The 13,322-nt window shown below is 66.0% G+C and carries 13 protein-coding genes; 8 read left to right on the forward strand and 5 right to left on the reverse strand.

The window, feature by feature from the left end:
- Positions 1-480: 480 nt before the first annotated feature.
- The 4 genes from ACZ54P_RS35075 to ACZ54P_RS35090 all read right to left on the reverse strand — a co-directional run bounded on the left by ACZ54P_RS35075 (position 481) and on the right by ACZ54P_RS35090 (position 2,168).
- Positions 481-870: a DMT family transporter gene (locus tag ACZ54P_RS35075; RefSeq protein WP_465465907.1), complete on the reverse strand. Its 390-nt coding sequence runs from the start codon at positions 868-870 to the stop codon at positions 481-483.
- 26 nt (positions 871-896) lie between these two features.
- The gene (locus ACZ54P_RS35080; protein WP_465465908.1) at positions 897-1,217 is read right to left on the reverse strand and encodes a DMT family transporter; all 321 of its coding nucleotides are present in this window, start codon (positions 1,215-1,217) and stop codon (positions 897-899) included.
- 54 nt (positions 1,218-1,271) lie between these two features.
- Positions 1,272-1,892, reverse strand: coding sequence for an LOG family protein (locus tag ACZ54P_RS35085; protein WP_465465920.1), 621 nt, complete (start codon positions 1,890-1,892; stop codon positions 1,272-1,274).
- Between the two features lie 120 nt (positions 1,893-2,012).
- Complete coding sequence (locus ACZ54P_RS35090) at positions 2,013-2,168, reverse strand: hypothetical protein (protein ID WP_465465909.1); 156 nt, start codon at positions 2,166-2,168, stop codon at positions 2,013-2,015.
- 518 nt (positions 2,169-2,686) lie between these two features.
- Here ACZ54P_RS35090 and ACZ54P_RS35095 point away from each other — a divergent pair.
- The 4 genes from ACZ54P_RS35095 (at position 2,687) to ACZ54P_RS35110 (ending at position 7,360) form a co-directional block, all read left to right on the forward strand.
- Entirely contained in the window at positions 2,687-3,745 is a 1,059-nt protein-coding gene (locus ACZ54P_RS35095) for an AMP-binding protein (RefSeq protein ID WP_465465910.1), read from the forward strand.
- Positions 3,745-5,118, forward strand: coding sequence for an aldehyde dehydrogenase family protein (locus ACZ54P_RS35100; RefSeq protein ID WP_465465911.1), 1,374 nt, complete (start codon positions 3,745-3,747; stop codon positions 5,116-5,118). Before ACZ54P_RS35095 ends, ACZ54P_RS35100 begins: the two co-directional genes overlap by 1 nt.
- Before the next feature lie 31 nt (positions 5,119-5,149).
- Complete coding sequence (locus tag ACZ54P_RS35105; RefSeq protein WP_465465912.1) at positions 5,150-6,811, forward strand: methyltransferase; 1,662 nt, start codon at positions 5,150-5,152, stop codon at positions 6,809-6,811.
- 75 nt (positions 6,812-6,886) lie between these two features.
- Positions 6,887-7,360 carry a carboxymuconolactone decarboxylase family protein gene (locus tag ACZ54P_RS35110; protein ID WP_465465913.1) on the forward strand — a complete coding sequence of 158 codons (474 nt, stop codon included), beginning with the start codon at positions 6,887-6,889 and terminating at the stop codon, positions 7,358-7,360.
- Positions 7,361-7,407: 47 nt separating this feature from the next.
- Here the strand turns inward: ACZ54P_RS35110 and sigJ are convergent, their stop codons facing one another.
- Entirely contained in the window at positions 7,408-8,334 is a 927-nt protein-coding gene (gene sigJ, locus ACZ54P_RS35115) for an RNA polymerase sigma factor SigJ (protein WP_465465914.1), read from the reverse strand.
- A gap of 143 nt (positions 8,335-8,477) precedes the next feature.
- On the opposite strand from sigJ, the gene ACZ54P_RS35120 reads away from it, so the two are divergent.
- The 4 genes from ACZ54P_RS35120 to ACZ54P_RS35135 all read left to right on the forward strand — a co-directional run bounded on the left by ACZ54P_RS35120 (position 8,478) and on the right by ACZ54P_RS35135 (position 12,628).
- Positions 8,478-9,032, forward strand: a complete 555-nt coding sequence (locus ACZ54P_RS35120) for a YceI family protein (RefSeq protein WP_465465915.1) — start codon at positions 8,478-8,480, stop codon at positions 9,030-9,032.
- A 56-nt stretch (positions 9,033-9,088) separates the two neighbouring features.
- Complete coding sequence (locus ACZ54P_RS35125; protein WP_465465916.1) at positions 9,089-10,330, forward strand: sensor histidine kinase; 1,242 nt, start codon at positions 9,089-9,091, stop codon at positions 10,328-10,330.
- A complete protein-coding gene (locus ACZ54P_RS35130) occupies positions 10,327-10,989 on the forward strand; it encodes a response regulator (protein ID WP_465465917.1) in 663 nt (220 codons plus the stop codon). The genes ACZ54P_RS35125 and ACZ54P_RS35130 overlap by 4 nt, the downstream gene beginning before the upstream one ends.
- Positions 10,990-11,323: 334 nt before the next feature.
- The gene (locus ACZ54P_RS35135) at positions 11,324-12,628 is read left to right on the forward strand and encodes a glycosyltransferase 87 family protein (protein WP_465465918.1); all 1,305 of its coding nucleotides are present in this window, start codon (positions 11,324-11,326) and stop codon (positions 12,626-12,628) included.
- Positions 12,629-13,322: the final 694 nt, after the last annotated feature.

Below are 13,322 nucleotides of genomic sequence, written 5' to 3' on the forward strand. Positions count from 1 at the left end.
CTCGGAACGTCTCCCATCGCCGGAACCGGGGTCAACGCCAAGGGAAGGGAACCTGCCCGCTTTTCGCCGAGAAATGGCCGATCGGGCGGCGCTGCCCGCTTGATCGAACTCGCCAACGACCTGGCCCAGCCGCCACTATCCATAAAGGACAGATCTCAAGACCGCAACACCCAGTTCGGTGCTGGGGTCGTAAGTGATTCGGGTCGTTCTGTTAAGAAGAAGGCCGAGCGTGTCGTGATTGAGGGCGGCCTGTTCGTCGGGTGGCGGGCATCGCGAAGGCGTAACTCGCGTGCTCAGACACGTAACTCGCGTGCTCGGACGCGGGACTTGCGTGCCAGACTCCCGCACTCGGGTGTTTCGCCTCCAAGCACGCGAGACTCGTCTTCCAGCACGCGAGTTTCGCCTCCAAGCACGCGAGTGCGGCGTCACGTCACCCAGATCACCCCACGCCAGTCCAGAACCAGGTCCGAAGGGTCTATATCAGGGTGCGGGGTCAGGTACTCCCTCGGCGGCCCGCGGCTCACCGGAGGTCAGTTTCAATCCGATGACCCCGCCGATGATCGCTGCGAAACAAACGCCTTTGAAGAAGGTCAAGGACTCCCCGAAAAGCACGGCTCCGAAGACCACCGTGCCGACGGAGCCGATACCCGTCCAGACGACGTACCCGATGCCGACATCGAGATTCTTCAACGCCACACTGAGGAAAATGGTGGCGCACGCGGCGGAGACGACCGTGATCAGCGAGGGCACGAGCAGCGTGAACCCTTTGCTTTGTCCCGTGCTCAACGTGAACACGATCTCGAACACCGCCGCGACCAGCAACGCGGACCACGCGCGCAAACCCGCCCGTTGGCGATCTTGAACAGGCACTGTCGTGACTTCCTTACTCGGCGGGTTCATGCGCCGACCGTGGCGTGCAGCCCGGCGATTCCCAGAACGATGACGGCGAAACACGTCATCTGGATCGCGGTGACACGCTCCCGGAGGAAGAGCCTGCCGAAGACGATCGCGCCGATCGTGCCGCCACCGATGAGGATCGTGTACGCGACGGCGACATCGATATCGAGCATCACCAGGCTCAGCAAGTAGATCACGATCGCCGAGCACGCGATGGAGAACACGGATGGCCATGGTTTCGTGAAACCTTCGGCCGCGCGGGCGCCGAAGATGAAGGCGACTTCGAAGACGATGGCGATCCCCAGATACAGCCAGTGCATGACACCCCATGCTTTCCGTGGTCGGGCGAACTGCCGCGGGCGCCGGCTCTCGGATCAGTGAACCCCGGACACGGCCGGGGATTTCAGCGATCGGGCGGCGGGGATCGGGAAGTGGCTCCCCGGTTCGAGCTCCATCAGGAGCTTGTCCAGCAGGACGACGGGATCGGCATCGACGTGAACCCGGTCCCGGCTGTGCTGATGCAGGAATCCCTCGGTCACCATGTGGTCGGCGAACTGCAACAGCAGCCGGTAGTAGCCATTCGCGTCCAGCAGGCCGATCGGCTTGGTGTGCATCCCCAGATGCGCCCAGGTCCAGACCTCGAAAAGCTCCTCCAGTGTCCCGGCTCCGCCGGGAAGAGCGATGAATCCTTGGGAAAGCTGGGTCATCCTGGCCTTGCGGACGTGCATGTCGGCGACCACCTGGAGTTGGGTGATACCGCGATGCGGTGCCTCGCCGCCGACGAAATGCTGGGGGATCACACCGATCACTTCGCCGCCCGCCGCGAGCGCCGCGTCGGCCACCGCGCCCATCGTGCCGTATCTGGCGCCGCCGTAAACGAGACCGAAGCCGCGCTCCGCGAGCAGAGTGCCCACGGCCGCCGCCTGACTCAGATAGCGCGGGTCGTTGCCCGTCGAAGAGCCACAAAAGACAGTGATACGCTTTTTCACGAGAATGCCTCCTGAGCCATTCCGCCGTCAGCGGAAGTCGCCACCGGCACTGATGGCCGTGGAAGTCCGGTATTTCGAGATGTGACAATACGCCGAAGTGGCGATAATTCCGGAAAATACTGCACGTTATCGCACTTTTGGTAGACGTCCGGCCACTGTCGTGCGTTCGACGGTGTCCAGGCCGAGCATCGAGAGCAGACCGGTACGTTCTTCCTCGTCACGGGCGAGCCGGCCGACGGTTCGCGCCGCACGTGCCCGGATCTCCTCGCCAGGCGGGTCCATGGACACTTCGCCGCTGGTGCCCGGCAATCGGTAGACCGGGGCTCGACGGGGGGTGCCTGACTGGGATCGGTGCGAAGTGTTCGCCATCGGCAAGCCCTCGGTCGTGACAGTACGCGGTCTCAAGATGGCGACAGCGCTGCCGAATCGGGTGATCTGGTGTTCCTGCACGGGACTGTACGATCGTTTTCGCGTTCCAAACCTCTTCCGGATGTGAACGTGTCCATTCGGGAATGATCGCGGGACAAGCGGGCAAGGTCTTGCCCGCCACTGCCCCGAGCGTTGTCACCACGCCCGCGGTTCCATGGCCAAACCAGTTGCCCGAAAGTACTCGCCCTGATGGTCTTTTGGAGTGCATCAAGGCTTGTATTGTTGTCGTAACGGTACGTGACCGGGTAGATCTTGCGGTGGCATTCGAGGGAGACCTCGAATGCCGGAGATCTTCTCGTCTGACGCAATTCTGGATCGGCAGGTAAAGGTCGATGTCCGTTAGTCTTTCTTTTCTCGAGTGGGACCATGAATTGGCGGCTGTCGAACGTGACTTCTATGCGGCGGCGATGGAATGGCACTTCGGTCCGGAGACGGGGTCGCGGTTCTGGCTGTCGAAGGCGGACTCTCTCGGGTTCGAGCCGCGCCGCGAGGTCCGCACCCATGACGATCTACGCCGATTCCCGAACGTGGTCGGCGAACTGAGGAACGTTCCGGTCGAGGCCCTGGTGCCGCGAGGGTACGGCGACCGACCGGATGTGATCGGTGCCTTCGACAGCGGTGGCACCACAGGCCCGCCGAAACGAGTCCTGCTGATGTCGGACTGGATGCGGCATTCGTTGACGTGGAAGTCGCTGCGCATGGACGAGCTGGGGTTCCCGCTCGACGCCAACTGGCTGACGATCGCGCCGAGCGGACCGCATATCTTCGGCCGATTGATGGCGGAAGTGACCCGGATGCGAGGCGGCATCTGTTTCACGATCGACCTCGATCCGCGCTGGGTGCGCAAATCCCTGGCTCTGGGACGCACCGAAGAGGCGAGCAGGTACGCCGAGCATGTGGTGGATCAGGCGCACTCGATCCTCGAACAACAGGACATCGGCGTTCTCGTGGTGACGCCGCCGTTGCTGGTCAGGATGTCCGAGTCCGACCGCCTGGTGGATCTCATCAACGAGAAGGTGTCGGTGATCATGTGGGGTGGGGCGCACCTGGACGCCGACACCCGCGAGGTGCTGCAAGGAGAGGTCTTCCCGGAGGTACGGCTGTGCGGTCAGTACGGGAGCACCATGATCTTGGGCGGGAGCATGGAGCGCGCGGGTGCCGGAAAGCCGGGGCAATGCGTGTTCGATTCTTTCTCGCCTTACACGACGTTTTCGGTCGTCGACCCCGACTCACTGACGGAGGTCGCCGATGGCGAGCGTGGGCAGGTCGTGATGCATCACGTCAGCAAGTCCCTGTTCCTGCCTAACAACCTGGAGCGGGACCTCGCCACCAGGGTCGCCGCGCCGGCCGGAGCCTTGGGTGTCTCGGTCGCCGACGTCACACCCGTCGCCGTCTTCGAGGACGCTCAGGTCATCGAAGGCGTCTACTGATGGCCGTCATTCCGCGCCTGGACGCGCTCGGCCCTTCGAATACCTTCCGGTCGCACCGTGTCGACGAGGTGACCGGTGTGGACGGGAGCGCGCTCGCGGAACTGAGTCTGGCTCCCGGTCTCTACGTGAAGCGCAGTATCGCGAAGATGCGGAAAGCGCGTCCGATGCCCTTGTCGGTACGGATCGACCGGATCGCGGCCGCGGGGGCACAGTTCTTGCGAACGGTCGACGGGGTCTCGCTGGACGAACACGAGCGACGGGTGTCGCAGGCGTCCGGCGTGGCGTTGTCCGTGGTCCGAGAAGCATCCCAAGCCATCGTGCGGGGCGCCGCGGCGGTGGGGGAGTCGGTGCGGTGCGCACGTCCGCTCGGAACCAGCGACGATTGGCACGAGGTCTCGTCGACGGGAGCGGTCTGGAAGCGCCGAGGTGACGTGCTCGCGGTGCAGGCACCGGGAAATCATCCCGCCACCCACGCCGCTTGGCTCGAGGCGCTCGCGTTGGGATACCGGGTCGCCGTTCGCCCGTCGCGACGGGAACCGTTCACCCCGTATCGGCTGGTCCAGGCTCTCCGAAAGAGCGGGTTCGGCGCTGATCAGGTGACTTTTCTGCCCACGGATCACACTGTGGCCCGTGAGTTCGTCGACACCGCGGATCTGGCCTTGGTCTATGGCGGAAGCGACGCGGTGGCGAGGTACCGGCACCGGGGAGATGTTCTCGTGCAGGGACCGGGCCGCTCCAAGGTCTTGATCGCCGACGGCGAGTGGGCCGAGCATGTCGACACCGTGGTGTCCTCGGTGGCCGGCTTCGGTGGCACCGCTTGCGTGAACGCCTCCGCGGTCCTGGTCGACGGCGAAGCGGACGCTTTCGCGAAAGAACTCGCCCGCCGGCTGGCCGAAATCGCCGTGCTGCCACCGGCGAGCGACGCCGCTGTTCTTCCCGCGTTCCCGCTGGAACGCGCGCGGGAACTCGAGGCTTACCTGCGGAGCGAGCTGAACGGTGGCGAGCTGCTGTCCGCCGGTGAGCTTCTCGAACCGTTGCCCGGCGGCGGTGCGGTCCTGCGACCGGCTGTCGTCCTGCTCGACCGTCCGGATCCGTCGCGGCTCGGCATCGAGCTCCCGTTCCCGTGCGCATGGGTCGCCCCATGGTCGCCGGCGGACGGGATCACGCCACTTCGCCACAGCTTGACCGTCACCGCCATCACCGGCGACGACGAACTGCTGGCGTCGTTGATCGAGGAAACCACCATCGGCAACCTGCACATCGGCGACCGGCCGACCCACGAGATGCGACCTGGCCTGCCGCACGACGGGCACCTCGCGGAATTCCTCATGCGAAGCAAGACCGTGATCCGGGGCGACTTCGCCCACCACTGAGACGGCTTTGGTCGAGTCGAGAGGACCGAAAGTGTTAAGCAGCCAAGACGAACTCCGGTTGTACAGGGCGGCCTCGCTGGCCGCCCGGTCGACCGCCCCAGGTACCCTCGCCCGCCTTCTCGGGAATCCTGCCGCCGCTGACATCGACGATCGAGTCGAGTTCGATCACGTCGCGGCCCTCGTTTTTCCCGACTCCGTGACGGATGTCCGCGATTTCCTCGCCGAGGCAGGCTTCGAGCCCGGGCCTTCCGTGCCGAGCAGGGTGGTCCGGTCCAGGCTCGCCGAGCGGCATCGTGTCGCCGAGGACGATCTGGACGTCACCATCGTCCACGCGTCGCCGATCACCGGCATCGGTGGCGACCTCGAGATCTTCGTCCTTCCACGCGGCTCGGCCGAGAGGGTCGCGCCGGGGCTCATCGAGCGTGAGCGCGCGAGAGAGGAGGAGTCCCACACCGGTTGGCTGGTGGCGGAGGGGGAACTCGAGCGAACCCGGCGGACCTGCCGAGACCTTCTCGGGATGAAACCCGACGGTGGTGGTCACAATCCCCATGAGGATCCCGGCACGGGCGGCCGGACGGTGGTGTACTTCAAGGCTCCGGCAGGTGACAAGGGGAATCGCCCCCGGTTCGAACTGACCGCTCGAGGACGCCACACGGAGGTTCTCGCCGCGCACGTGGGGGAACCGGTGTCGATGCCCGACGAGCACACCGCTCTGCTGTCGCTTCTCGCCGGCCACTGGTCGGCACGTGCGCTCCACGTGGCCGTCGAACTCGGGATCCCGGACGCGGTCGGCGACGAGGCGCTCGAGCCCGGAGAAGTGGCACGTCGTATCGGTTGTGATGCCGGCGCCACCGCACGCTTTCTGCGATTTCTCGCGAGGGTCGGCCTCGTGCAACAGCGAGCGAACGGTTGTTACGAGACGACGGAGCGAGGCAAACTGCTTCGTGCGGACAACCCTTTCAGCGACTTGACCCGGCTCTACGGTGGCGAGTTCTACGACGCCTGGAACGATCTCGCCGCGGCCCTGCGAACGGGTCGTACGGCCTTCAGCCATCGCTATGGGGTGGAGCATTTCGACTATTTCGCCACCGCCCCGGAATCGTCCCGGACCTTCGACCGCGCCATGCAGGCCGTCACCCGCCTCGTCGCGAAGGAGCTCAGTCACTCCTGTCCTTTCCCCGCCGAAACGACCGTGGTCGACATCGGGGGTGGCAATGGCACACTGCTGCGCACGATCGTGGACGAGCATCCCGGCGTGTCGGGCGTGGTGTTCGATCGCGCGCACGTCACCGGATCGGCGGTGGCCGACCTTGCCGCCGAGCCCGGCGGCAAGGTGCGCTTCGTGGCCGGCGACTTCTTCGAGGAAGTACCCGCGGGTGCGCAGACGTATCTGCTGTCCCGGGTGCTGCACGACTGGGACGACGAGGATTGTGACCGCATCCTGAACAACTGTCGCCGTGCTTGCGATGCCGGCGCCAGGCTTCTCGTGGTGGAACGCCTGCTTTCAGGCGGCTCGCCGAGCCGGTCGGCCGGTCTCGCCGAACCCTGGGATCTGCAGATGCTCGCGGTCACCGGTGGCCGGGAACGTGAGCGGACGGAATACGAAAAACTTCTGCACGGCTCAGGTTTCCGTGTCGATCAGGTCATCGCGATGCCGGTGGATCTGAACCTTCTCGTCGCCACCGCGATCTGATCCGGCACAGACTCACATTTCGCGGGACTGCGTCGTCGAGTGGGCAGAAGATCCACTACGACGAAGGAGATCGCGATGGACGCCCGGCTCGACTACTTCCGCAACCCCGTCGGCGGAAAGTTCATGCGGAACATCATCTCGGCGGGGAGAACGCTGGCCGGCTCACCGCTGTCACTCACGATTCAGGAACTGGTGCGGATGCGCGCGAGCCAGATCAACGGTTGCGCCGTGTGCCTGGACATCCACACCAAGGAGGCCGCCGCCGCCGGGGAGTCCGCCGTGCGGATCAACCTGGTCGCGACCTGGCGCGAGGCGACGGTCTTCACCGAGGCCGAACGCGCGGCGCTGGAGCTGACCGAGCAAGCCTGCCGGATGGCCGACAGCGCCGGTGGCGTCACCGACGAAGCCTGGGCGAACGCCGCCCGGCACTACGACGAGGACCAGCTCGCCGCGCTGGTGGGGGTGATCGCGCTGATCAACGCCTTCAACCGGGTGAACGTCCTCGTGCGGAACCCCGCCGGGGACTACCAGGCGGGGCAGATCGCCTAGCGACCGTTCGCCGGGCCAGTGTCGCTGACACGGGCCCGGCGGCACGGTCACTCACCCGTCCACGACCGGAGCTTCTCGGGGTTCCGGACGCCCCAGATGTGCCGGATGCGGTCGCCGGTGACGTCGAAGGCGAACACCGCGACGGTCAGATCGCCTTGCCGGAGCACCAGGCCGGGTCGTCCGTTGACCGGCCGCTCCAGGAGCGCGAGGTCGGACGTCTTGCGCGCGACCTCCATGAGATAGGACGCGACCCGCTCCGGCCCTTCGAAGGGGTGGAGTGCCGCGCTGACGAGTCCGCCGCCGTCGCCGACCGCCTTGACGTCGGGGTCGAGGAGGCCGATGAGCGCGGTGATGTCCTTGGCCTCCCACGCCTTCTTGAACTCCTTGACGAGGTCGGCCTGCCGGGTGACCGGGGTGGGGGAGGCCTGTGCCGCGCGGATGCGGCGGCGCGCGCTGGAGGCGAGCTGACGACAGGCCACCGGGGTGCGACCGACGATCTCCGCCACTTCGGCGAAGGGGTAGCGAAAGACGTCGTGCAGGATGAACGCGACCCGTTCGGCCGGGGTCAAGGACTCGAGCACGACGAGGAACGCCATGGTGATCGACTCGTCGAGGGTGACCCGGTCGGCCGGGTCGTCGACGGCGGACGGCGGCCGTCCGGTCGTCCATTCGACGTGCCCCGGCACCGGCTCGGGAATCCATTCGCCGACGTAGCGTTCCCGTCTCGCGCGCGCCGAGCCGAGCAGGTCCAGGCAGATGCGGCTGGCCACCGTGGTAAGCCAGGCGCCGGGGGAGTCGATCGCGTTCCGCTGGGCGGGGGACAAGGCGTACCAGCGGGTGTAGGTCTCCTGCACGACGTCCTCGGCCTCGGACAGCGAGCCGACCAGCCGATAGGCGAGTCCCGTCAGCTGGCGCCGCTCACTCACGATCGCCCGCAGGCCGGGATCGAGCTGATCGGGTGCCGGTTCGTTCATGGGATTCGCCTCCTGGTCACCTGCAACTGTCCCTGATACGACGAGGAAGCCCCGCTGGATGTGAGGTGCGTGGTGACCTCACATCCAGTGGGGCTCTCTCGTCGTAGTGCCGAGACTCAACACCTTCCGGCTAGGAGCCCAGCATGACGACGATGACCACGTTCGGCGAACTGACCGGTGACTACTCACTCGACACCGCCGGGACGACGCTCGCCTTCGTCGCCCGGCACACCATGGCCAGCAGGGTGCCCGGGCATTTCGACGAGTTCGACGGCAACGTTCACCTCGACGGCGAGGACCCGTCGAGGTCCAGCTTCCGGCTCACCGTCAAGGCCGCGAGCATCCACACCGGCCACCAGCAGCGCGACAACCACCTGCGCACCGCGTTCCTCGACGTGGCAGGCCATCCGGACATCACTTTCGCGTCCACCGAGGTCCGGCACCTCGGCGGCCCCCGGTTCGAGGTCACCGGGAACCTGACCATCCGAGGTGTCACGAAGGAGGTCGGCGTCGCCGTCGAACTGACCGACGCCAAGCCTGGCCCGGCGGGTGGCTTCCGGGCAGGTTTCAAGGGGAGCGTCACGATCGACCGCAACGAGTGGGGCGTGAACGGGAACTTCGCCACCAAGCTCATGATCAGCCCGAAGGTGACCTTGCAGTTCACTATTGCCGCGAACCGGCGATCCCCGCGGAGCTGACCCGCCACGGGTGATCGGGCGCAGAGTGAGTCGGTCCGCGGGTAAGGTCATCCTTGATGATCGACCGACAGCGCCTGCTGGTTTGGTGGGGCGCCCTGCGCTACACGGCGTTCACGGGAACCGATGTCCCGCCGAAGCGGTCGGCGGGATTACGCAGGTTGCGCGGTCTCACGATCGTCGGGTTCGGTCTGTGGGCGGGTTTCATCACGTTCTCAACCGTTTCGACGTCGCCGGCCGCGAAAGTCTTCAACGTGGTCGTCACCGTGCTGCCCTGCCTGCTCGCGGTGCGTTCGCCGCTGTGGGGATGGCGCGCGCTGATCCTGGGCATCGTGCTCACCCCGTTCACGCTGCCCGGCATAGCCGGGACCTGGGGCTGGCCATGGGCACCGGGACTCGCGCTGACGGCGGTGATCGTCTTCTACCTCGTGGGGGAGAGCAACGACCAGGCGGAGCTGACCTGGGCGGCGCTGATCTCGTTGGGTGCCGTGTCACCCTTCCTCGACGACTGGCGTGACGCGGGACTGCTCGTGGTGCTGGGTGGCACAGTGTTCTTCGTCGGCAACACGGTGCGTCAGCGCAGGCTCGCCGAAGAAGCCCGCGTGGCACAGCAAGAACGCCGGCTCGCCGAAGAGACCCGGGCGGCGCTTTTGGAGGAACGCGCGGGTATCGCACGGGAACTCCACGACGTCGTCGCGCACCACATGTCCGTTCTGGCGTTGCGGGCGGATTCGGCGCGTTTCCGGTTCCCCGGTCCAGGCGGGGCCGACCGCGACGCCCAGATCTGGCGCGAGTTCGCGGACCTCGCGGGAACCGCTCGGGAAGGCTTGACCGAACTGCGCAGGCTGCTCGGTGTCCTTCGATCCGATGACCGTGCCCCACTGGTCGCCCCGCAGCCCGGGCTGGGCAAGGTGATCGAACTCGTCGAAGGGGTCAAGGCCGCCGGGACCCCCTGCGACCTCAAGCTGCGCGGTGACCTCGACGCCGTTCCGGTCGGGGTCGCGTTGTCAGTGTTCCGGATCGTGCAGGAAGCACTCAGCAACGCAATCCAGCACGCTCCCGGCGCGTCGATCTCCGTCGAACTCGTGACCGGGGAGAGTTCCGTTCGCGTGCGCATCGAGAACGGTCCTGGAGCCGGGCCGACGCGGACAGCGCAGGCAGGCAGTGGGCACGGCTTGGTGGGAATGCGGGAGCGGGCCGCTATGCTCGCGGCCGATCTTGAGGTGAGGGAGAAGCCAGACGGTGGTTTCCTGGTCGCCTTGACCGTTCCGCTCGATCGTGAGGGGCAACCGCAACCGTGATCTCGGTGGTCATCGCCGACGACCAGACCATGGTCAGGCAAAGTTTCCGTGCGGTGCTCGACGCGCAGCCCGACATGCGGGTGGTCGGGGAGGCCGCCGACGGAGCCACCGCCGTCGCCCTCTGCGCCGAACTCGAGCCGGACGTCGTCCTGATGGACGTGCGCATGCCCGAACTCGATGGTCTGGAGGCGACCCGGCGGATCGTGGCAGGACGGCACGAAGTCCGCGTCCTGATCCTCACCACCTTCGACATCGACGAATACGTGTTCGGCGGACTACGGGCCGGCGCCAGCGGTTTCCTGCTGAAGGACTCCCCACTGGACGATCTGGTCACCGCGGTCAGGGTGGTCTCCGCGGGCAACGCGCTCTTCGCCCCGACGATCACCAGGCGCCTGATCGGCGAGTTCACCCGCACCCACGCATCGGCGCACGCCTCACACGCGCTCGTGGCGGAGCTGACCGCACGTGAGACGGACGTGCTCCGGCTGATCGCGCGCGGACTTTCCAATACGGAGATCGCCGAAGCACTGGTGATCGCGGATCAGACGGCGAAATCCCATGTCAGCAGGGTTTTCGCCAAACTCGGGGTCCGGGACCGGGCGCAAGCGGTGATGGTCGCGTACGAGGCAGGGCTCGTCGTGCCGGGCAGCACGCCCTGATGGAGTGACGTGTTCGTGAAGGTGGCGGAGGGAGGTCGTGAGTGGCGATTCGGGTTCTAACCCGAATCGCCACTCACGACTCGGGTGGGCCCCTTTGCGTGAGCCCGCTCTCGCCGGATCCACCACGACAGGTTCGCCTTGTCCCGCTCTAACGGTGGAGCCGACCAGCAGTTACGAAGTCCGTGAAGATCCAACCAGCACGCACTGATACCGGGGTAGGGGTTCGGGCGAAGTCGGCTACCGGGGTAGCGGTGCCAAGACGGTTCCCCCGGGCGATGCCCACCGGGCGAAATCCGGAGATCGTTTCCCCATGCATCGCTCGAGAAGGCCGCGCGTGACACCGGCGCTGATCATCGTCGCCGCCGTGACGACCGTGCTCGCCGTGGTCGCGTTCATCTGGTGGATTTCGGATTGGCCGCTCGGCGTCGATTCCGCGGTCTACCGGGCAGGCGGGTTCGCCGTGGTCCACGGGGAGAGCCTCTATTCACCGTTGCGCGCTCTTCCCGACTGGGCACCGGAACTGCCGTTCACCTACCCACCGTTCGCCGCACTGCTCTTCACCACGCTGACCGTGCTGCCGCCCCAGTTGTGCTGGGGCCTGCTCGCCCTGGCCGCCGCCCCTTCCCTCTATTGCGCGCTGCGGCCGTTCGCGGACCGGGCGCACCTGCCAGTGCTGCTGGTCGGCGCGTTCGCGGTTCAGCCGGTATGGCAGACCATCGGCCTCGGCCAGATCAATCTCGTTCTGCTGGCCGTCGTGGTGACCGACATGCTTCTCCCGCGCGAGTCGCGTTATCGCGGGATCGCGATCGGGATCGTCGCGGCCGTCAAACTGATCCCGCTGATTTTCATCGTCCACCTCCTGGTGGTCAGGCGTACTGGTGACGCGGTACGCGCGTTCGCGGCGTTCCTGGGTGCGACGGCGTTCGCCATGGTCGTCCTGCCGGAAGACTCCGTGCGCTACTGGACCTCCGCGATCTTCAACGACCATTTCGCCGAAATGAAGGGCTGGGTAGGGAATCAGTCGTGGCAGGGATTCGTTGCGCGGACGTTGCCGGAAGGGCTGGCGGCCACGGTGGCGATCGTGGTGTTCGGGGTGGTTTGCGCGGCGCTGGCGATGTGGCTCGTCCGTCGTCTCCATCATGCGGGCGACGATCGCGCCGCACTGCTGGTCACGGCCGGATGTTCCCTGCTGCTCAGCCCGATTTCCTGGACACACCACTGGGTGTGGGTGATACCCGCCCTCGGGTGTCTCGCCGCCCGGGGACGCCGCGAGGTAGCGCTGGTGGTCGCCGTCCTGTTCACCGGATGGACGGTCGCCGTCGTGCCGGGCGGTGGTGGGGCCGAACGCGACTGGAACTTGGCGGAGGCGGTCGTCGGCAACGCGTATCCGATCGTTCTTCTCGTCGCGGTGCTCGTCGTGGCCACCGGACCCTCCCGGCGTATAACGGCATATACGTTGGGAGGGAGTGGGTCATTCGTCAGTGTTCGGCACATTTGCTCGACCCTCACGCGTGTAAAGCAAAAGAAACGCGAGGATGCCCGCGAGTCCGGCGACGCCGGTGTCGAACGCCGTCACGACCGGCCCGGTGATCATGAGAAGTCCCTTCAAGAGGGTGGGGAGTGGAGGGCAGCGCGCTGACGGTCGGTATGGCCTCGCAGGAGATCTCCACGGCGGGGTCTCCCGGCGGGTGATAGGGGAGGAGGGGGAGCCGGTCGATCCGCATCGCGAAGTACGCGGTCAGCGGCGGGATCGCGTCGTCCGGATCGAGGCGCATCGAGAACGCGAAGCAGCGCGTCCTGGAGGACCGGAAGTCGGCCGAACTCCCTGCCGCTCGCTGACTTCAGTCAAGTGTATAACGACCTATACCGCTGGGCCGACTTGAAAATCAAAGAATTCAAAACGAGAAACTGGCCAAGAAGCACGCAGAGAGTTTTTTGCAGCTCGGGAGTGGCAATGAGGCCCCGGTGCTGGGGCAGCGGTGTTCTCGCTGTATCGCGAAAGCCATTTTCGGGACACCACATGTCCCGAAAGTGGCTTTCGCGACATGGGCAGCAGCGGTGTGGGTCACGACAACTTCGCCTTACCTCCTCAAGTGGGCATCGAGCGGCTTTCGGCGACCAGCCCAGACCCGCCGCCGTGAAGGCCTCCTTCCCTGCTCTCAAGGTAGGGAAGGAGGCCTTCACGGCTACGTCACGGTTGTCTTGTCGCGAAACCATTGGTCGGCACCACTGCCACATTGAGGTTTTCTCAGTAGCGGCCTTGGTGTTCGAGTTGGGTGAGTACGAGGGCTGCTTTGATGATGGTGCCGATGTGGGTAGGGCTGAGGGTGATG

The sequence above is a fragment of the Amycolatopsis sp. NPDC034160 genome (assembly GCF_055575355.1).